Source organism: Peribacillus sp. FSL H8-0477, assembly GCF_038002765.1.
Classification (GTDB): domain Bacteria; phylum Bacillota; class Bacilli; order Bacillales; family DSM-1321; genus Peribacillus.
This window is the reverse complement of sequence record NZ_JBBODE010000001.1, coordinates 1750884-1769528: the sequence shown is the minus strand read 5'-3', so window position 1 is coordinate 1769528 and position 18645 is coordinate 1750884. Positions and strand designations below refer to the sequence as shown.

The 18645-nt window shown below is 39.8% G+C and carries 22 protein-coding genes; 9 read left to right on the top strand and 13 right to left on the bottom strand.

Annotation, left to right across the window (positions count from 1 at the left end):
• Positions 1 to 173: 173 nt before the first annotated feature.
• The 4 genes from MHI18_RS09030 (at position 174) to MHI18_RS09015 (ending at position 2988) form a co-directional block, all read left to right on the top strand.
• Positions 174 to 1397 carry an NAD(P)/FAD-dependent oxidoreductase gene (locus MHI18_RS09030; protein WP_340847028.1) on the top strand — a complete coding sequence of 408 codons (1224 nt, stop codon included), beginning with the start codon at positions 174 to 176 and terminating at the stop codon, positions 1395 to 1397.
• 188 nt (positions 1398 to 1585) lie between these two features.
• A complete protein-coding gene (locus tag MHI18_RS09025) occupies positions 1586 to 1717 on the top strand; it encodes a YuiA family protein (protein WP_340847027.1) in 132 nt (43 codons plus the stop codon).
• A 133-nt stretch (positions 1718 to 1850) separates the two neighbouring features.
• Positions 1851 to 2168, top strand: coding sequence for a YuiB family protein (locus tag MHI18_RS09020; RefSeq protein ID WP_340847026.1), 318 nt, complete (start codon positions 1851 to 1853; stop codon positions 2166 to 2168).
• A gap of 139 nt (positions 2169 to 2307) precedes the next feature.
• Positions 2308 to 2988, top strand: coding sequence for a 3D domain-containing protein (locus MHI18_RS09015; protein WP_340847025.1), 681 nt, complete (start codon positions 2308 to 2310; stop codon positions 2986 to 2988).
• Positions 2989 to 3027: 39 nt separating this feature from the next.
• Here MHI18_RS09015 and MHI18_RS09010 read toward each other — a convergent pair whose 3' ends face one another.
• On the bottom strand, positions 3028 to 3825 hold the full coding sequence (locus tag MHI18_RS09010; RefSeq protein ID WP_340847024.1) for a cobalamin-binding protein: 798 nt from the start codon (positions 3823 to 3825) through the stop codon (positions 3028 to 3030).
• Between the two features lie 7 nt (positions 3826 to 3832).
• A complete protein-coding gene (locus tag MHI18_RS09005; protein WP_340847023.1) occupies positions 3833 to 4315 on the bottom strand; it encodes a divergent PAP2 family protein in 483 nt (160 codons plus the stop codon).
• Between the two features lie 241 nt (positions 4316 to 4556).
• On the opposite strand from MHI18_RS09005, the gene MHI18_RS09000 reads away from it, so the two are divergent.
• Positions 4557 to 6056, top strand: coding sequence for a leucyl aminopeptidase (locus MHI18_RS09000; RefSeq protein WP_340847022.1), 1500 nt, complete (start codon positions 4557 to 4559; stop codon positions 6054 to 6056).
• A gap of 57 nt (positions 6057 to 6113) precedes the next feature.
• Here the strand turns inward: MHI18_RS09000 and MHI18_RS08995 are convergent, their stop codons facing one another.
• On the bottom strand, positions 6114 to 6500 hold the full coding sequence (locus MHI18_RS08995; RefSeq protein WP_340847021.1) for a hypothetical protein: 387 nt from the start codon (positions 6498 to 6500) through the stop codon (positions 6114 to 6116).
• A gap of 111 nt (positions 6501 to 6611) precedes the next feature.
• Here MHI18_RS08995 and MHI18_RS08990 point away from each other — a divergent pair, with 111 nt between their 5' ends.
• Positions 6612 to 7025, top strand: a complete 414-nt coding sequence (locus MHI18_RS08990) for a hotdog fold thioesterase (RefSeq protein ID WP_340847020.1) — start codon at positions 6612 to 6614, stop codon at positions 7023 to 7025.
• A 337-nt stretch (positions 7026 to 7362) separates the two neighbouring features.
• On the opposite strand, the gene MHI18_RS08985 is transcribed toward MHI18_RS08990, so the two are convergent.
• Both MHI18_RS08985 and MHI18_RS08980 read right to left on the bottom strand, forming a co-directional pair.
• Positions 7363 to 7629, bottom strand: coding sequence for a YesK family protein (locus MHI18_RS08985; RefSeq protein ID WP_340847019.1), 267 nt, complete (start codon positions 7627 to 7629; stop codon positions 7363 to 7365).
• 109 nt (positions 7630 to 7738) lie between these two features.
• A complete protein-coding gene (locus tag MHI18_RS08980) occupies positions 7739 to 8008 on the bottom strand; it encodes a hypothetical protein (protein ID WP_340847018.1) in 270 nt (89 codons plus the stop codon).
• Between the two features lie 366 nt (positions 8009 to 8374).
• Between MHI18_RS08980 and MHI18_RS08975 the strand changes: the two genes are divergently transcribed.
• Positions 8375 to 9340, top strand: a complete 966-nt coding sequence (locus MHI18_RS08975) for a nuclease-related domain-containing protein (protein WP_340847017.1) — start codon at positions 8375 to 8377, stop codon at positions 9338 to 9340.
• A 47-nt stretch (positions 9341 to 9387) separates the two neighbouring features.
• Here the strand turns inward: MHI18_RS08975 and mnhG are convergent, their stop codons facing one another.
• The 7 genes from mnhG to MHI18_RS08940 are packed head-to-tail and all read right to left on the bottom strand — an operon-like array spanning position 9388 to position 15127.
• Positions 9388 to 9744 carry a monovalent cation/H(+) antiporter subunit G gene (mnhG, locus tag MHI18_RS08970; RefSeq protein WP_340847016.1) on the bottom strand — a complete coding sequence of 119 codons (357 nt, stop codon included), beginning with the start codon at positions 9742 to 9744 and terminating at the stop codon, positions 9388 to 9390.
• A complete protein-coding gene (locus MHI18_RS08965) occupies positions 9728 to 10012 on the bottom strand; it encodes a Na(+)/H(+) antiporter subunit F1 (RefSeq protein ID WP_340847015.1) in 285 nt (94 codons plus the stop codon). The genes mnhG and MHI18_RS08965 overlap by 17 nt, the downstream gene beginning before the upstream one ends.
• Positions 10013 to 10489 carry a Na+/H+ antiporter subunit E gene (locus MHI18_RS08960; protein WP_340847014.1) on the bottom strand — a complete coding sequence of 159 codons (477 nt, stop codon included), beginning with the start codon at positions 10487 to 10489 and terminating at the stop codon, positions 10013 to 10015. It abuts the gene before it with no gap.
• Between the two features lie 7 nt (positions 10490 to 10496).
• Positions 10497 to 11975, bottom strand: coding sequence for a Na+/H+ antiporter subunit D (locus MHI18_RS08955; RefSeq protein WP_340847013.1), 1479 nt, complete (start codon positions 11973 to 11975; stop codon positions 10497 to 10499).
• The gene (locus MHI18_RS08950; RefSeq protein WP_040374885.1) at positions 11968 to 12309 is read right to left on the bottom strand and encodes a Na(+)/H(+) antiporter subunit C; all 342 of its coding nucleotides are present in this window, start codon (positions 12307 to 12309) and stop codon (positions 11968 to 11970) included. Before MHI18_RS08950 ends, MHI18_RS08955 begins: the two co-directional genes overlap by 8 nt.
• On the bottom strand, positions 12309 to 12731 hold the full coding sequence (locus MHI18_RS08945; RefSeq protein ID WP_340847012.1) for a Na(+)/H(+) antiporter subunit B: 423 nt from the start codon (positions 12729 to 12731) through the stop codon (positions 12309 to 12311). Before MHI18_RS08945 ends, MHI18_RS08950 begins: the two co-directional genes overlap by 1 nt.
• The gene (locus MHI18_RS08940; protein WP_340847011.1) at positions 12728 to 15127 is read right to left on the bottom strand and encodes a Na+/H+ antiporter subunit A; all 2400 of its coding nucleotides are present in this window, start codon (positions 15125 to 15127) and stop codon (positions 12728 to 12730) included. The genes MHI18_RS08945 and MHI18_RS08940 overlap by 4 nt, the downstream gene beginning before the upstream one ends.
• 183 nt (positions 15128 to 15310) lie before the next feature.
• Between MHI18_RS08940 and MHI18_RS08935 the strand changes: the two genes are divergently transcribed.
• Positions 15311 to 15868 carry a DUF5366 family protein gene (locus MHI18_RS08935; RefSeq protein WP_340847010.1) on the top strand — a complete coding sequence of 186 codons (558 nt, stop codon included), beginning with the start codon at positions 15311 to 15313 and terminating at the stop codon, positions 15866 to 15868.
• On the opposite strand, the gene MHI18_RS08930 is transcribed toward MHI18_RS08935, so the two are convergent.
• Entirely contained in the window at positions 15863 to 17731 is a 1869-nt protein-coding gene (locus MHI18_RS08930) for a transglycosylase domain-containing protein (RefSeq protein ID WP_340847009.1), read from the bottom strand. The two genes, MHI18_RS08935 and MHI18_RS08930, sit on opposite strands and share 6 nt — an antisense overlap.
• Positions 17732 to 17999: 268 nt before the next feature.
• On the opposite strand from MHI18_RS08930, the gene kapD reads away from it, so the two are divergent.
• Entirely contained in the window at positions 18000 to 18620 is a 621-nt protein-coding gene (gene kapD, locus MHI18_RS08925; protein WP_340847008.1) for a 3'-5' exonuclease KapD, read from the top strand.
• The last annotated feature ends 25 nt before the right edge of the window (positions 18621 to 18645 follow it).

Here is an 18645-nt window from a genome sequence, read left to right as displayed (position 1 = left end):
ACTTATTACGCTTAGTTTGCCCCTAATTCTGACCCCTCTCTCTTAATAAACAAGGAAAATCAGGAATGAACAGAAAACCTCAGAAGATAAAAAAACAAGAATCCCAAAAAATGAATTGTTAATAATAAAGAATATGGAAACAATAAAACATAATCGTAAAAGGAAAGGCAGAAGTGATATTCTTGAAAACTAAAATCGTTATTCTTGGGGCAGGATACGGTGGATTAATGACTACCGTACGCTTGCAAAAAAAAATACGTACAGAAGAAGTAGAAATTGTACTGATTAACAAAAATAACTACCATTATGAAACGACTTGGCTTCATGAAGCCGCAGCGGGTACACTACGGGACGACCAGGTTACCTACCCAGTTAAATCTGTAATTGATGTTAAAAAGGTGGCCTTTATTCAAGCATCCGTTACAAGAATAGCCACCGCAGAAAAAAAAGTAATGACCGATATCGGTGAGGTTTCTTATGATTATTTAGTTATAGCACTCGGCGGTGAGTCAGAAACCTTTGGCATAAAGGGCTTGAAGGAATATGCGTATTCGATTACGAGTGTAGATGCAGCTAAACGTATACGCGAGCATATTGAAAGTCAATTTTCAACGTATCAAAATGAAGCTATAAAAAAGGAAGAACGCTTAACAATCATAGTCGGCGGTGCAGGTTTCACAGGGATAGAATTCCTAGGTGAACTGGTCAATCGCATACCGCAGTTATGTAAAACATATGAAATTGATCAAAATAAGGTGAAGGTTTATTGTGTAGAGGCAGCAAAAGCGGTACTTCCTGGTTTTGATCCCGAATTGGTTGATTATGCAGTAGCCCATCTGGAGAAAAGAGGGGTTGAATTTAAGATTGGAACACCTATAAAAGGTGCTGATCCAGAAGGCATTATAGTAGGTATTGGTGAAGAAGAGACACAAGAAATTAAAGCAGGTACAGTGATTTGGGCGGCTGGAATTCGCGGAAGCTCCGTAATTGAAGAATCAGGCTTTGAAGCGAATAGGTGCCGAGTGAAGGTGGACCCAGATTTACGGGCTCCAGGACACGAGAATATTTTCATCATTGGAGACTGTTCCCTAATTATTAATGAGGAGATTAATCGGCCATATCCTCCAACAGCTCAAATCGCGCTGCAGCAAGCAGATGTGGTAACCAATAATCTACTGGCATTATTACGTCAAGAAACGAATTTGACTGCGTTTAAGCCTGATATTAAAGGCACCGTATGCTCGCTTGGGGAACGTGATGCAATTGGTATCGTCTATGGGAAAAAATTAAAAGGAAAACCTGCTTCAGTAATGAAAAAGGTGATTGATAATCGCGCACTTTTCTCTATTGGCGGCACAAGTACCGTATTAAAGAAAGGGAAATTTAATATTCTCTAAAACACCAAGCTGTTAGGAATTTTCCTATACAGCTTTTTAAATATTCAGTTAATTTAAGAAATAGAGAGAAAACAGCAGAAAATCATAACTGTATGCGGTTACATAAAAGGTTTTTCGTTCCTTTTGAGATTTTCCTTATATCGTTATATTTGATAAGATATCAGAAAATTAAGATTATTTATAAGGAGATGTTGATAATGAAAGGAAAGGGAAATACTTGTGAATATTGTTCTGGGCAGGGCTATTTTCAATTATTACTTGGCGGATCGGAAACTTGCAACGGTTGTGATGGCAGCGGAAAAACAGGGGAAAAATCCTGACTGTCTTTTTTAAAAGGTGAAAATTAGAAAAACATCGTAATCATTGATTCCATTTTTATCTATCTGAGGAATTGACGTGTCCCTTTTCATTGAGTAAACTGAGAGTGATGCTTCTTGAGGAGGGTCTTTGACTATGGCGTTGCCTGTTTTAATTATATCTGTTGTTCTATTTTTTCTGCTCTTTTTTGGAATCGGTTTTTTATTAAATATGCTGTTCCGGTCCTCTTGGGTCATGGTAATTATTTTCCCTCTTGTAACGATCTTTATCGTAAATGGTGAGAAAATGATTGACTACTTCAGAGCTCCCGGCAGAGTATTTAGTACACTTGGTACTAAATTTTCAAATCTTGCAGTTGCTGACATTACCATTCTTTCCAGTGGTCTAGCTGGAGCTATCTTAGCTGGTGTTGTCATTAAAATTTTGAGAAAACAAGGGTATCAAATGTTTTAAAATCAAGCAGGCAGCCGAATCAGGGCTGCCTGTTTTTTGCTAATCCAAAAGAACCAATCTTTACACAAATTCCACGAATCCTGCATACTTCATCGTTTTTCGGGAAAGAAATATGATGATAAGGGAGTGGAATTACTATATGGAAAAAATGAAAATCGGGATTAAAAGAATAGCTGTAAGCTTGTTATTTATAACAGCATTCTATACGACCTTCTGGCAGGTAACAGGGGTCGACGCTCAAATTAATCAAACAGAGGAATCAACAAAGTTCTTATCTCTGGATAATAAAAAGACTCATCATATAGGTCTAGAGTCAATTAAGAAAACGTTTTTAGGGCACGGTTTGAAAGCTCAAGCAGCAGAAATTCAACCATCTATAGAGGATGAAATCGATTTTACACAATATCCAGTACATACTGTGACAGCAACAGGCTATACCGCAGGATACGAATCAACTGGCAAATATCCAGAAAGTCCTACATACGGGATTACCTATTCAGGAGTTAAGGTAAAAAGGGATTTGTATTCTACAGTCGCTGCAGATTTAAATGTCTTCCCATTAGGGACCATTCTTTGGATTCCTGGTTATGGGTACGGAGTAGTCGCGGATAAAGGCGGAGCAATCAATGGTGATGAACTTGATTTGTATTACAATACCGTCGCTGATGTATATTCGGACTGGGGGAAAAAGACCCTGGATGTATACATTATCGAAAAGGGAAAAGGTTCTTTAACAGAAAAACAGTTGGAAGTTCTTAATGAAGATAAAAATCTGCAAGTTTTTCGAGAACAGATTGTTGGAAAAACAAAAAAAGAATAACTAGTAAAAGAGACGGTCGAAAAAAGTTCGACCGTCTCTTTATTTAGCGGTAAGATGCTGAAAATGTTCAGGATGCAGAAGTAAGGCTAATTTCTCTAATCCATCAAGAAGGCGCGGCGAGGGTCGGCAATATAATGGTTCTTCTAAAAGACGCAGTTGTTCTTGCTGAACAGCGCTCATATCCTTCCAGCCAGGTCTTTTTTTTACGAGTTCAGGATTAACTTTGCTTGTAGGAATGCCGACCCAAGCTAAAAGGATAAATGCTGGGTCGAGCTTTCGTACATCATCTGGTTGAACTTGAATACTTGCAGCATCTATGGTTTCAAAAATATTATAACCCCCGGCTAGTCTGCTGATTTCTGTCAGCCAATTCACACCACCTGGGCTGAACAAAGGTTTCGGCCACCATTCCCAGTATAGAGGTATCTTTTGTTCTATCTTTTTAGCTGTTTCCTCGAATTGCGTAATCCGTGTTCGATAGGCATGAACGGCTTCTGCAGCTCTTGTCTCCATTCCTAGGGCATCACCCAGCGTTAGCAGATCCTTAGCAATATCATCTAACGATTGTGGATTGAAGGTCAGGTGGGGAATGCCTTGATCTTGAAGGGCTATAAGGTTTTTCTCCATTCCTGGGACACTTAAAGATGCCAATACTAAATCAGGCTTTAGTTCTGCTACTAGGTCAACATTTATGGATAAATCCGGACCTACCCGGGGCAAATGCTGTACAGAGTCAGGCCAATCAGAGTAATCATCTATAGCAATCAACTGGTCTTCAACACCTAAATAGACACAAAGCTCAGTATTACTAGGACATAAAGAAATGATTTTCATCATGAGAACTCTACCCTTCAAATAATACAAAATGAAGAAAGAGTGCTATAAAAATACCTGTTAATCCGCCGAAAAAGACTTCAATTGGTTTATGACCCAGCAGTTCTTTAAGTTTCCGCTGTTTTTGCTTTTCTTCTTTTTGCTGCCACGTCTTTGCTTCTGAGACAAAGGTATTAAAATCCACTACCAGTCTGTTGAGTACCGCGGCTTGTTCACCTGCCTGGCGTCGAACTCCTGTAGCATCAAACATCGTAATGACGGCAAAAATGGCTGCAACTGAAAAGATGGGAGAAGTAAGCCCCGCTTCAATCCCCACGGCCGTGGCCAGCGCAGTGACTGCAGCTGAGTGTGAACTCGGCATGCCGCCTGTTGAGGTAAGAAGAGACCAATCCAGCTTTTTTAGTGCGATAAAGTGAATAGGAACTTTGATGAATTGAGCAAAGAATATCGCAAGTAAAGCCGCGATTAAGGGAAAATTGAAAAGTATATCCAAGGGGCATCTCCTTCTTTCTAATTTCAACGCGATCTAAACGCTTGAAAAGATAATGATATGTTATTCGGTGAAAAAGTAAGTAAATCCTGCTAAGAAATCCTGTTACTTTATTCATAAACATGATTAAGGGGCTCTAAACCATTTTTACAAAAAAATAATTATTAAATCGAAAATATGTGCTATATTCGAAATATCTTGAAAACTTAGATATAATTGATTTTACGAAATATAGGAGGTAACTATGTATACCATAAATAATCATTTTCAAATAGATCATCCTGAGGAATGTCTTCTTATCAGTGTCTTTGATCAGCCAGCACGGCTTGAAGGAGCAGGGAAAACGGCCGATGAAAAACTAAATGGTCAATTGACGGAACTAATAAAAGCTGGTGAACTATCTGGAAGACGTAATAAAATAACGAAGGTACATACATTAGGGCAAATGGGACCGAAAATATTATTGTTCGTCGGTCTAGGCAAACGTGACACAGTCAGCTTTGAAAGCTTGCGTGAGTCATTCGGGGCTGCCTTTAAAATGATTAAGAACTCCCGTGCGTCTGAGATTTCAGTAGCACTCGATACATTTAGTACTGAGCACGTAGAAATCCTGGATACCGCTCATGCCTTTAGTGAAGCATTTCAGCTTGCCACTTATGAATTTGCGGGATACAAGCAAAAATCTAATGAGAAGCAAAAGCAGATCGAAGCAATTACAGTTTACAGCGAAAGCGACAGTCAAGATTTAAAAGCTTCTCTTGAGGTTGGACATGTATTTGGTAAAGCAACCAATTCAGCTAGAACCTTAGTTAATATACCGGGAAACCTTTTAACATCGACAGATTTAGCTGCATACGCTTCTGAACTTGGCAAAAAATATGATTTTGAAACAGAAATATTAGATAAAGAAGACATGATTAAACTTGGAATGGGCGCGCTTTTAGCGGTTAACCAAGGATCTACAGAACCGCCAAAAATGATCGTATTGAAATATCAGGGTAAAGAAGAATGGAAAGATGTCATCGGACTTGTCGGTAAAGGGGTTACGTTCGATACAGGAGGCTATTCCATTAAAACAAAGGCCGGTATCGTCGGGATGAAGACCGATATGGGTGGAGCTGCGGCTGTACTTGGTGCTATGGAGATTATCGGTGAATTAAAGCCTGAGCAAAATGTGGTGGCAGTCATTCCATCGACAGATAATATGATTAGCGGAAATGCGTTTAAACCAGATGACGTGATTACTTCGATGAGTGGTAAAACCATTGAAGTATTAAATACGGATGCAGAAGGACGATTGGTACTTGCCGATGCTGTCACCTATGCGAAACAGCATGGCGCAGAGTACTTGGTTGATGTGGCTACACTGACTGGCGGGGTTATTACGGCCTTAGGGATGGATATGACTGGCGCAATGACTAATAATGAGGATTTATTCATTGAAGTCTTAGAAGCCTCTCATGAAGCTGGTGAGCCGATTTGGAGACTTCCGATTACTGAAAAAGATAAGAAGCGGGTAAGAGGAAGCCGCATTGCGGATCTAAACAACTCACCAGGAAGTCCAGGACATGCGATCATGGGCGGTGCGTTTATCGGGGAATTTGCAGAAGATACTCCATGGGTTCACCTGGATATTGCCGGAACATCAACGACCAATGCCCTATCAGAACTCGGTACAGCTGGTGGAACGGGTGTAATGACTAGAACACTCGCTACGCTTGTTGAACGGTTTGGAGAAAAATAAAAAGATGAAACCGAAGTCTTAGGGACTTCGGTTTTTTTCCGTTATTATGGAAAGGCGTTAAAAAGTATGCCATCGTAACAAGATAATGACATGAGTATCCCCAGGTGATTCTTCTATTTTAGAGTCAAAGTCCATTCGTATTCCATCCGGGGTAATTCGAATTTTTGGAACTGTAGTGAGCCCTACTTTTTTTATCATTTCTGTGATCTCACTCTGTTTAGAATCTTGAGCAGCAGTCATAATTTTTTGAGAAAATGATTTGGAAGAAGCCATCTGTTTAACCACCTTTTGCGCATCGGCCAAAAGAGACTGCGAGAGTTGAGCAGATTTAATAAACATTGATGGATCAGGTGCAGGTGACGGCCGCTGCGGAAATGGATGAATGTCTGGCTGATAGACCTTAGGATAACGATGTACATTTGGGGATTGATCAGAATATTTCATGGCTGGCGCCTCCTTCATCTTCAACATATGAGAAAAGATAAATAGGTATGATGAGTGAGTAAAAGAAGGATATTTCTATGAGTTAATCGAACTACAGTATATCGATAGTATATGGAGGTAAGGACAATGGAAATAAATATCCAAAATACATTAATGAACACACTAGGAATTGAAGTTACGGAGCTAAGCGAAGGGCGCATTGTTGCAACTATGCCTGTCGACGAAAGAACACATCAGCCGTTCGGCCTGCTTCACGGAGGTGCTTCAGTAGCCTTAGCCGAAACAGTTGCCAGTATGGGCGGATTTGCCCTTGTAGACCCCACAAAGGAAGCCGTGGTTGGTCTCGAAATTAACGCCAATCATCTAAAAGGAAAACGCTCCGGCATCGTCACAGCAGAAGGAACCATCCTGCACCACGGTAAAACAACCATGGTCTGGGACATCAAAATCCGCGACGAAGAACAACAACTAGTCTGCATCTCCCGCTGTACACTCGCCGTTATAAAACTGAAAAAAGAACAATAAGACAAAAAAGCAGCGGCGGCTGCTTTTTTTTCTGTTTAGATGAAGGATTTCAAACCCCGAAGAAGCGAGTCATTTAAAAAAAGACAAGCTTAACGGGGTACCCAATGGGGTATTTTGGTGTCTTTCCAAGCCGCGAGACGGGAATAAGCCAAGGCCAGACGGGATTACGAGATGCGCAGACGGGAATATACCATATCCAGACGGGAATAAGCAGACTTCAGACGGGATTAATGAGTTGAGCAGGCATAATTTCAACAAAATACCCCCCTGTATTAAATAAAAGAAGACCTTAAATGGTCCTCTTTAGTTTCTATTTCTATGCAAAGTAACCGATAGTTTAAGGTGCTGTTGTTGTTCTTGCAAATCGTAAAGAAATTAACGCAAAAATGATAAGGAAAATAGCGAGAAGTCCATAACCTGCACCCTCAAATCCTCTAATGTTTACAAATCCAACGTAGAAGAGACCAATGGCAGCAACTATTGTTAAAAGACAGGGTAACAATTTTATGAAGGTTGGTATATCTTTTTTTCCAAGCCGCCAAGTAAGTAGCAAGATACAAATACCTGGTATACAGGCTACTAAAAATGGTCCAAATAGCATCATTACTTATCCCTCCAATAATAATCTTGTCTATATTTATATTAGCATAAATTACCAATAGTTAATAAATAATCAACAACAAAAAAAGCAACGTGTAAAAAACCGTTGCTAATTATTCTTCTTCCATACCAAACTTTCTTCCTACGATTGTTCCTATAAATGAAGCTATAGAAACAAAGATAAACAAGAAAAAATACCCCATAATATTCCAACCATCCGATGAAGTAAAATAGGACACTATCATTAGGATAAAAGATAGAACAGTTAAAAAGAATCCAGGCAGAAGGTAAGTTCTACTATTTGGTTTTTTCCTTTTTAAATATTCTGCTGATTGCAAAACCACAATTACTGCTACTACAGCTATTAGAACAAAAATCCCCATCCTGTTACACCCAGTTTCTGATTTGTTTTTTATACAAATCATTATAGAATAATTTCATAAAAATGGAAATAATTTTAGAAAAGAACATTTTAAAAAGACAAGCCTAACAGGTTACCCGCTGGGGTATTTTGGTGCCTTTTCAAGCCGCTAGACGGGAATAAGCCGAGGCCAGACGGGATTACGAGGTGCGCAGACGGGAATATGCCATATCCAGACGGGTATAAGCACACCTCAGACGGGATTAATTAGTTGAGCAGGCATAATTTCAACAAAATACCCCCTTGGTTTGGAGGAATTGAGTTAAGATGCAGGTATAATTTAATTTTCGTCGAATGGTAGGGTAGTGAATGGCGAAGGGGGAATTTTATGTTCATGAAAGCATGTAATAAATCAGTCGGTATCCTAGCACTGGAGGCACTTAATCGAAGAATGCCGGAACTGCATCCAAAAAAGAAATATGTTGAGGAAGATGTAGGAAAAAGTTTGGCTGGCTTTAAAGGTGAAATGGAAGTGAACCGCCATTTAGTGCGTCTTCATCATCCAGCCTATAGGATTTTTCATGGGTTAAGGCTTTCCAAAATCTATGGTGAACACTTTCAAATGGACTTTTTACTCATTTCTCCCTCTTTTTTTCTCCTAATCGAGGTGAAAAATTATGCAGGTGAAATCATTCTAGAGCGGGACTATCCTCAGCTGATTCAAATAAGAAATGGTGTCACAACGGCTTATAAAGATCCGATTATTCAAGTGATTAGGCAAAAAAATCTATTTTTGGAATGGCTTCAACGCAACGAATTTCCTGATATCCCTATTGAACATCTTGTTGTTATTGCTAATCAGCATGCGATTATTAAGGCCTCGCCTCAGCACTTTTCAATATTTGACGTGTTGATTAATAGTGACTATCTTTCTTTAAAAATAGAAAAGCTTCGGCAAAAGTACCAATCTGAAATATTCAATCAAAATGAACTCCTCAAACTCTCAACCCTTCTGCTTACTTCTGACTGTCCTCTCCAAACGAATATCCTGCAAAAATACTCGATTAATGAAAATGAATTGCTGAATGGCGTTCATTGTCCAATATGTTTTTCACTTCCTATGAACAGAAAAATTGGAAATTGGATATGTAGATCTTGTGGAGAATCGTCTCCGGATGCCCATTTGTCGTCCTTGAGGGACTATACGTTATTAAAAAAACGTACAGTTACGAATAAGGAACTTCGTCTCTTCCTGGGAATAGAATCAGAAACGATTGCCCATCGTATTCTGGCGTCTATGGCTCTTAACTTCACAGGAATTACAAAAAGTAGGGAGTATATACTTATAGAATAAAATCATCCAAAAAAAAGACAAGCTATCTATCAGCTTGTCTAATCGTATTACTCTTTTTCTTTCGCCATCCTCGCTTTTTCTAAATCATCTTCACCGCTGTTTTTCCAGAGTTTGACGTTTGTGTTATAGGCAGCGCGGCTGATTAGGTGGCCAGCTACGGGTGCGGTTAGAAGAATGAAGAATATGGCTAGGATCAATCTTGAATTGAAGTGTCCGTGTTGTGCGTAAAAATAGATACATGTTCCAATGAGGATTGAGATGACGCCTAGGGTGGTGCTTTTTGAGGCGGCATGGTTTCGGGTATAGACGTCCGGAAGCCGGATGACGCCGAATGTAGATGCTAGAAATAGGAAGGCACCTAATAGGATTAGGATGCCTGCTATGAATTTAATGGTTTCGATCATGTTCGATGATATCCTCCTTCTCTAGGAATTTGGAAAAGGCGGTTGTTCCGATAAAGGAAACAATTGCTAGAAGGAGGATGGCTTCTAGGTAGGCACTTGTGTCCAAGCTTATGGAAAGCAGTGCAATCAGTGCTATAAGGTTTATGCCTATGGCGTCGAGTGCAACAACCCGGTCAGGGGTTGAAGGTCCTTTAATAAGCCGATATACCAGTCCTAGCATAGATAATGAGATGCAGATGAGGGCTATCTGAATGATTATAGAAAACATTTATCGGCTCACCTCCATTATCGCTTTTTCAAACGTATTCTTAATGTTGTCGATTGCTTCTTGTTTATCAGCTAGATCCATGGCATGGATGTAGAGAGTTTTATTATCAGCTGAGACGTTGACGACCAGCGTTCCTGGCGTAAGTGTAATTAAATTGGCTAGTATTGTAATTTCCCAGTCTTTGGTCAGCTTCGTTTCTAATGCGAAAATCCCAGGTGTAATGGTAAGCCGTGGTTTTAAAATAACCTTGAGTACGGCAATATTAGAAAGAAGGAGTTCCTTAAAGAACAGGAGAACGAGCTTCATGACTGCATAAACACGCAGCATGTAGAATCGTTCGTTGAAAAAATGACGGAAGACGATTAAAATGAGCAGTCCGAGTATGTACCCAATGATAAAGGTGTTTCCGCTGTACTCATTTTTTAAAAACATCCAAGTGAATGCGAGTAATATATTTAACAAGATTTGAAAAGACATCTACACATTACTCCTTTAATACCGCATCAAGATAGATATCTGGATGAAGCAGGGTTTCGGCTGCCTGTGAGATAAATGGATACACAAGTTCTGTACCTAGGCCATAGCTGATGGAAATGGCAACAAGTAAAACGGCTGGAAATAGCAGCTTTTTATAAGGAATTTCTTTCTTCGGATATTCTTTTGCTTCACCCCAAAAGCCATTGATAAAGATCTTCATGACCGAATAGAGCACGAACAGACTGGACAGAAGAACGACGGCCATTCCGAGATATGCAGACTCAGCAGCTGCTCCTTGGAGAATTAATAATTTTCCGGCAAAGCCGCTGAAAGGCGGAATCCCAGCTAGTGAGATGGCTGCAATAAAGAAGCTCCAGCCGAGTACAGGGTATGTACGGATCAGACCGCTGATTTCACGTAAATTATTCGTTCCAGTTAGTTTAATCATAATTCCAATTAGTAAAAACAATGCGGCTTTGATAATCATATCGTGCATGATATAAAATACTGTTCCGATTAGAGCTTGTTCATTCATTAGTGAAATCCCAAACGTAATCACGCCAATGGCAATGATGATGTTATAAATAATAATTTTCTTTAAATCCCAATAGCCGACCGCACCTATGATCCCAATAATGATGGTTAGGATGCCAAGTATACCTAGTAAGGTATGGGTATAGCCTTGATCATGATAAAACAACAGTGTGTACGTGCGAAAAATCGAGTAAATTCCAACCTTTGTTAGAAGTGCACCGAACAAAGCAATTACTGGAATCGGCGGGGCGGCATATGAGCCGGGCAGCCAATAAAAGAGCGGAAAAATCGCCCCTTTCATCCCAAATACGATGAGAAAGGAAACAGCAATGACGGTGATAATGCCCGGTTGTCCAATTTCTGCGATTTTTCTGCTTAAGTCGGCCATGTTCAGAGTTCCTGTGACGGAATATAGATAGGCAACGGTAATGACAAAGAGCGCAGAGGCAATGACGTTCACCAATAAGTACTTAATGGTCTCGCGGAGTTGAACTTTTGTTCCACCGAGAGCAAGTAATACGTAGGAAGCCATCAACATAACTTCAAAAAAGACGAAGAGGTTAAATAAATCCCCTGTTAAAAATGCTCCGTTTATTCCGACTAGTAAAAACTGAACCATTGAGTAGTAGTAGAATTTCTCACGTGCTTCCCCAATCGAATAAAACGAATAAATCAATACCGCACAGACGATGATAGTGGTGGTCAGTACAAGTAAGCTTGCAAGCATATCGGCGACGATGGCAATGCCAAATGGTGCTTCCCAGCTGCCAACAGCTAAGGCTATGATTCCGTGGGCAGAAACATTGGAAACTAAGATACCTGCAATTCCAATGCCAATTATGGAAGAGAGCAGCGAGAGAATTCGTTGAGTAATAATTGATTTGGTAAAGAACAGTAAGAAAATTCCTGTGAGCAGCGGCAGCAGCACAGGCAATATAGCAAGGTTATTCATTATGCTTCGTCCCTCTCAATTGATCCATATCATCGGTACCAATCTCTTGATAGGTTCTATATGCCAGTACCAAGAAAAAAGCCGTAACCCCAAAGCTGATAACGATAGCTGTTAAGATAAGAGCTTGGGGAAGTGGATCTACATAGTCTTGAATCTTATCGGTTAGGATGGGGACTGCGCCGCGTTTAAGTCCACCCATCGTTAGAATTAATAAATGTGCGCCATGACTCAGCAGCCCTGTCCCAATTATGATCCGAAGAATACTTTTAGAGAGCATGAGATACGTTGCACACGTAAAAAGGATGCCAATGACAATGGCCATTAAAATTTCCATTATTCACTCTCTCCAATCGTTTGGATAATCGTCATCGTTACGCCAACAACCACAAGGTAGACACCGAGGTCAAACAGGACAGCTGTATGCAGTGAAATATGTCCGAGTAGCGGGAGGTTAACATACGTATATACATGGGTCATCAGTGGTACACCGAACAGCAGAGCGCCTGATGCAGTTAGTGCAGAAAGGAGCAGCCCGCTTGCGATAAACAGTTTATAGTCAACAGGTAGTATTCCCGCAACGGTTTTTAGGTCATAAGCGAGCAACAGCAAGATGATAGCAGAGGAAGTCATTAGTCCTCCGACAAAGCCGCCGCCTGGCGAGTAGTGGCCGCCTAAAAAGATAGAAAGGGAAAACAGAATAATGACAAAAGCTGCAACCTTAGTAACGGTTTGGAGGATTAGGTCATTTGTTTTCATTCTGACTTCCTCCCTGTCCTAAGTTTGATCATTCCGAAGATGCCGAATGCTGCAATTCCAAGGACTGTAATTTCGAACATGGTATCCAGCCCGCGGAAGTCAACTAAAATGACATTGACAATGTTTTTTCCCCCTGCCTCTTTATAGGCATTTTCGACATAGTAGCTCGAAATAGGAGAAAACGGTTTAGGGCTGCTAAACGCTGCGATCGCAATGAGTGTCACGGTGATACCCACTCCGATAGAAATTAATGCATTATTCCATCTAAAGGCCATTCGTTCTTCTTTTCGATTGCCAAGCTTCGGAAGCCGGTAAAAACATAACAGGAATAATGCGACTGAAATGGTTTCAATAATCAGCTGAGTTAAGGCAAGGTCAGGTGCTCTGAATAAAACAAAAAAGAGTGAAACGGTATAGCCGACGGCACCAAGCAAGATAATGGAGGTCAGCCGTGATTTAGCAAATAAAATAACAATAGACACACTGGCTATGATGACCGCTAAAATAACCTCATATACTCCGATTGGTGCAGCATGATCTAAATTGAATGTGAAAGCATTTTTTTGAAAAAGGGTGCTTAAAAGGGCCGCAATAAAAAATATGAAAATATATATTAAGTAGTTGCGAATGTACCCAGTCATAAAGAACTTTGTGAGTTTCAATGAGATTACTTCAATCAAGTTTAAAGTGTGGTCATAGAGATTATTAAGTGAAATATGCTCGGGAATGATGGAGTAAATTCTCCTCCATCTTTTTAAGGTTATAAAAAGAATAGTCCCAATTACGATGATTCCAACGGTCATCCAGAACTCTGGTTTAAATCCATGCCAAAATCCAATATGAACATGAAGGTCATTTGTCAGCGTTGGCTGAATGGCAGCTGTTGCTGGTGCAATAATGGAAGCTGACAACAGATTCGGAAATAAGCCAAATACAATAACCAGCGATGCCAAGATTATTGGGGAAATGAGCATCCCAATTGGTGCTTCATGCGGCTGTTTAGGAAGCTTTTCCGACTGAAATTTTCCTGTAAAGGTTTTAAATAAAATAATCATACTGTAAATAAAGGTGAAGACACTTGCTATCCAAGCTATTACAGGGAAAAGAGCTCCCCAAGTAGTGAAGTTAAATATATCTAATTCAAAGACATGGACCATGCTTGCTAGGAACATTTCCTTGCTTAAAAAGCCATTGAAGGGCGGTATTCCTGCCATAGAAAATGTACCTATAACGGCAACCGTAAAGGTAATCGGCATGACCTGCATTAAACCGCCGAGCTTACGGATATCACGTGTACCTGTTTCATGATCGACGATCCCAGCAACCATAAACAGGCTGCCTTTAAAGGTGGCATGGTTAATCAAATGAAAAACGGCTGCAACAGTAGCGGCAAGATAGAGATTGTTATCTAGTTGTTCATAATGAAGGGCAGCTGCACCAACTCCTAATAATGACATGATTAGGCCAAGCTGACTGATCGTTGAATAGGCTAATATGCCCTTTAAGTCGGTTTGTTTTACCGCAAAGAATGAACCCCATAAAAGAGTGATGATTCCAAAGATAGAAACCAGCCAGAGCCAAGTTCCAGAAAAAGCAAAGACAGGTGATAGACGAGCAACCAAGTATATACCTGCTTTTACCATTGTAGCTGAATGCAAGTAAGCACTAACCGGTGTCGGAGCCTCCATTGCATCAGGGAGCCAGATATGAAACGGAAATTGCGCGGATTTCGAGAACGCGCCGATCAAAATCAGCAGCATAGCAGGGATGAATAAAGGCTGATCAAACAGTTGCCGGCTTTCAATAATTAGCTCACGAATACTGAAGGTGCTGCCGATATAGGATAGGAGGACAAAACCGCCGAGCATGGAAAGTCCACCGAAAACCGTAATCAACAATGACTTTTGTGCACCATAGCGAGAGCGCTCACGATGATGCCAATAGCCGATCAGCAGGAAGGATGACAAGCTGGTTAGTTCCCAGAATGTGTAGAGAACGATTAAGTTATCAGATAGAACGACACCTAGCATGGCACCCATAAATAAAAGTAAATATACATAAAAGTTATGCAGAGATTCCTTTTTATTTGATAAGTAAAAAATTGAGTAGAGAATAACTAGAGCACCAATACCCGTTATTAATAATGCGAATAATAAACTTAATCCATCCACATATAGGGATACATTGATATGTAGAGAAGGAATCCATGGAATACTTTCGATAACTGTTGAACCATTTCGTGTCGTTTCAATCAGTGTGAAAAAGTATGTAAAAAGAATGATTGGTAGAAAAAGTACAAACCAGCCTGTATGAATTCGCCGGACAAGCTTATAAAGAAAAGGGACCAGCAGCGCTGCCAAAAACGGCGCTGATACGGCCCAGTGAAGCAACGACATAATACTCCTCCTCATTTTTAGTACGATTGTGCATTACCCAGGGAACGTACTTAAAGTATAGCGTAAATAATAGCCTGCTGCATGACTGACGAGCGTCCGCAATCGAATTATAAAAAAATTTATAAATAGGTAGAAACAGGTCATATTTAGGCAAAATTTTTTTTTAAGAAAGGAAGTTTAAGAATGAAAAATACCTATTTACTAGGTTATTTTCCGCTAATTTCAATTATATTATTCAGTCTATCCTTTGCAGTATATGGTGAATTACATACCCTGAATTTGTTAAAACAGATTGGTATTTATCAAGGAATGCTGGCGTTTTTTTCGGTTACTGGTATTAAATTAACTCTTTTGTTTGGATTGTTTTTGATTGTCTTTATGATGTTCGCCGCGTTAAAACTAATCGCTGATACAGCCATTGAGATTTCCTTATTGTTTTTTTCCAAAGAATCAGACGGGGAAAGTTTAAGAAGTATTCGAGCTTGTGCTGTGATTTATTTGATTGGAGGAGCTGCTTCTATCATAAGTATTCAATCCATTTTAGGGATTTTAGCTATATTTCTTACAACCACATTCGTTGCTTTCATTTATTTTGTATACAAAATCAGCCCTGCACTCAGTGGAGCGGGGCTGATTGGAATCATTGTTTTTCACGTTTTTGGTTGGTCAGCTATGCTGAGTACCATTTTATACTGTGGGATCAAGCTCTATAACAGTGTCATAGCAAGCATGCCTTTATAAGCTTGGAATGGAGAGGTTAATAGTCTTCCAGATAGTTAGATGAGGAGCAGCGAGCTGTTGAGCATTCATGCTTGACGGCTGATCTTTCCCTATCCAAATACCTGTGGTATAGTCGTTCGTCAGTCCAACAAACCAGAGGTCCTTAACATCATTTGTCGTACCGGTTTTCCCCCCAATATAACCACGCTCAATATACGCTTTCCGCCCAGTTCCATTTATGGTTACTTCATGAAGAAGATTTCTCATTTTTTTAACGGTTTGATCGCTCCATATGGTTTTTGTTTTATCGTCCCATTGGTAGAGAGTTTTTCCTTGTTTATTACGAACTCTTACAATAGCGTGTGCCGGTTTATATGTCCCGTTTGCGAATGAGGTAAAAGCCCGGGTGAGTTCCAGCGTACTGACACCATACGAAAATCCCCCGACTGCTGCGGGCAAAGTATAATCATCAGTGGTGATTTTTTGGAAACGAAAGGGTTTTAGATACGAAAAGGATGTATTGATTCCTGTCTTTTCAAATAATCGAATAGCTGGCGTATTATAGGAACGGGAAAATGCTTGCTTTAAGGTAATAGAGCCATAACTGCCTCCACCGGCATTACGGGGACAGTATCCATTTTTACAATAAGATGCTCCACTAATTAATTGAGTAATTGGTGCATTCGTCTCCTCGAAATAAGGCGCGTAAACTAGTAATGGTTTCATTGCGGATCCTGGCTGACGATAGCTTTGATACGAACGGTTAAAAGAATTTTTGATATAATTCTTTCCCCCAATCAAAGAGACAAGCTTTTGCGTATGATGTTCTATAACCACTGCTGATGCCTCGATATCGGTTCCGTTAAGCGTTTGCTGCACGGATTCTTTTGAGACTTTCTGGATAGCAGGGTCTAACGCAGTCTCGATGGTTATACCCGATTCAAGTAAGGTTTCTACTTTATTAGCTAACTTCATTTGTGCTGCCTTTCTTATAGAGGAATCTTTACTGGCAAGATTCGCTTCCAAGCCATCACCCCGAGCGATGAGACTTTTGAATTCATGGGTTACGTAATCTGTATAGTCCGGGTATGATTCCTTCGCTTTTTGGTTGATATTCAAGGTGATGTTCTCTTCTATCAGTTTACTCGTTTCACTTTTTGTCAGTTTCCCAGCCTCACTAAGCTGTTTAATTAAACGTTCTTGTCTGCGCTTTGTTTCATCGTAATGCTTTAGTGGATTATAAGCGTTTGGGTTATTCGGGATCGCTGCAAGAAAAGCAAGTTGTGCGTTGGTCAATTTGTCAGTAGATTGGCTAAAATAAAAATTAGCTGCTGCTTCAATCCCATACATGCCGTTATGAAAATAAATGGCATTAATATAGGAATCAAGAATTTCCGGTTTGCTGTATTTCCGTTCCAACTGGTAGGCATGAAGCAGTTCCGCCAGCTTACGATTATACGTTTTTTCAGAAGATAAGAAACTATTTCTTGCTAGCTGCTGAGTAATGGTACTGCCGCCTTGTTCAATCGAATCACTGGCTGCATTAACCATTATTGCACGGCCAATCGCTGCTGCATCAAAACCTGTATGATCATAAAAACTACGATCCTCAGCGATGATGAATACTTCTTTTAAAAACGTTGGTATTTCTGAATCAGCGAGTGAAATCCTATGTTGTTGATTGGAGATTGACGCGATTACACTGCCGTTTTTATCTTTTATCCAACTTGTTTCAGCTAGTGGAATGGTTTTCATAGGAATCTTTTTATCAAGCACTTGATTTAGGCTAAGGCTTGATGACCATTCTGAATAGGAAAGAAAAAACATCCAGCAGAAAAGTGGGACAAACATAAAAATTAAGACATAACCAAGAAACGTACGCATAGTCCAACTTCCTGTCTAATATATTTGGGTATAAACGATAATAAAAGGACATTTTTGGGTCATTGTTTATAACGGCAAATTCAGGGAGAATGTTAATTTCTTTTTGAAGGGATGTTCCATTTTGTATAGAGGAAAAAAAACTTAAGGCAATAAAAGTTGCATCTAGTATAAAAAAATGAAATATTCCGAATTCGTTTCTGATATACTAATAAAAAAAAGGGCTTAATTACCTTAAATATGTTAATAGTGTAAAGAAGGAGGTTAGAGCATGGAAGAGCAGCAGTATCTATTTATTGATTTTGAATTTACCATGCCGGAAGGGAAAGCAAATCCAATTGGATTTTATCCAGAAATTATTGAAGTAGGGTTTGCGGCGGTGAAGAACGGCCACATTACGGGTGAATTTTCGTCATTTGTTACACCAACGAGATTTAATAAGCTGACCGATCGGTGTAAAAAGTTCCTGCATATCAATCAAAGTCAAACCGATTTAGGTATGCCATTTGCTGAACTGGTATCACTGTTAAAAAGCTATGATGAAAAGCTTCCTACAACGGTGGTAACATGGGGAAATATGGATATGAAAGTATTGCGTAACAATTGTCAAAAAGCAGGACTCGACTTTCCGTTTACAGGTAAACAAGTAGATCTTTCATTGGAATATAAAAGATTTTTTGGAGATCAAAATCAGACAGGTCTTTGGAAGGCCGTACAAGCATATGGAAAAGAAGGAACAGGTAAACACCATCGTGCACTAGACGATGCATTGACGACTTACAATATCTTTAAATTAGTGGAAAAAGATAAAAGCTATATGAAAAACCACCAGCCCACTACTATCGGCGATAGAATTGACTTATCGAAGGTATTAGATCAACTCGTATTATAAAAGCCAAATCAACGATACTGATTTG

Coding starts and splice junctions, on each gene's coding strand:
- MHI18_RS09025 (WP_340847027.1), top strand. CDS start 1,586: ATGTTGATAATGAAAGGAAAGGGAAATACTTGTGAATATTGTTCTGGG.
- MHI18_RS09020 (WP_340847026.1), top strand. CDS start 1,851: ATGGCGTTGCCTGTTTTAATTATATCTGTTGTTCTATTTTTTCTGCTC.
- MHI18_RS09015 (WP_340847025.1), top strand. CDS start 2,308: ATGGAAAAAATGAAAATCGGGATTAAAAGAATAGCTGTAAGCTTGTTA.
- MHI18_RS09010 (WP_340847024.1), bottom strand. CDS start 3,825: ATGATGAAAATCATTTCTTTATGTCCTAGTAATACTGAGCTTTGTGTC.
- MHI18_RS09000 (WP_340847022.1), top strand. CDS start 4,557: ATGTATACCATAAATAATCATTTTCAAATAGATCATCCTGAGGAATGT.
- MHI18_RS08995 (WP_340847021.1), bottom strand. CDS start 6,500: ATGAAATATTCTGATCAATCCCCAAATGTACATCGTTATCCTAAGGTC.
- MHI18_RS08990 (WP_340847020.1), top strand. CDS start 6,612: ATGGAGGTAAGGACAATGGAAATAAATATCCAAAATACATTAATGAAC.
- MHI18_RS08985 (WP_340847019.1), bottom strand. CDS start 7,629: ATGATGCTATTTGGACCATTTTTAGTAGCCTGTATACCAGGTATTTGT.
- MHI18_RS08980 (WP_340847018.1), bottom strand. CDS start 8,008: ATGGGGATTTTTGTTCTAATAGCTGTAGTAGCAGTAATTGTGGTTTTG.
- MHI18_RS08975 (WP_340847017.1), top strand. CDS start 8,375: ATGTTCATGAAAGCATGTAATAAATCAGTCGGTATCCTAGCACTGGAG.
- mnhG (WP_340847016.1), bottom strand. CDS start 9,744: ATGATCGAAACCATTAAATTCATAGCAGGCATCCTAATCCTATTAGGT.
- MHI18_RS08965 (WP_340847015.1), bottom strand. CDS start 10,012: ATGTTTTCTATAATCATTCAGATAGCCCTCATCTGCATCTCATTATCT.
- MHI18_RS08960 (WP_340847014.1), bottom strand. CDS start 10,489: ATGTCTTTTCAAATCTTGTTAAATATATTACTCGCATTCACTTGGATG.
- MHI18_RS08955 (WP_340847013.1), bottom strand. CDS start 11,975: ATGAATAACCTTGCTATATTGCCTGTGCTGCTGCCGCTGCTCACAGGA.
- MHI18_RS08950 (WP_040374885.1), bottom strand. CDS start 12,309: ATGGAAATTTTAATGGCCATTGTCATTGGCATCCTTTTTACGTGTGCA.
- MHI18_RS08945 (WP_340847012.1), bottom strand. CDS start 12,731: ATGAAAACAAATGACCTAATCCTCCAAACCGTTACTAAGGTTGCAGCT.
- MHI18_RS08940 (WP_340847011.1), bottom strand. CDS start 15,127: ATGTCGTTGCTTCACTGGGCCGTATCAGCGCCGTTTTTGGCAGCGCTG.
- MHI18_RS08935 (WP_340847010.1), top strand. CDS start 15,311: ATGAAAAATACCTATTTACTAGGTTATTTTCCGCTAATTTCAATTATA.
- MHI18_RS08930 (WP_340847009.1), bottom strand. CDS start 17,731: ATGCGTACGTTTCTTGGTTATGTCTTAATTTTTATGTTTGTCCCACTT.
- kapD (WP_340847008.1), top strand. CDS start 18,000: ATGGAAGAGCAGCAGTATCTATTTATTGATTTTGAATTTACCATGCCG.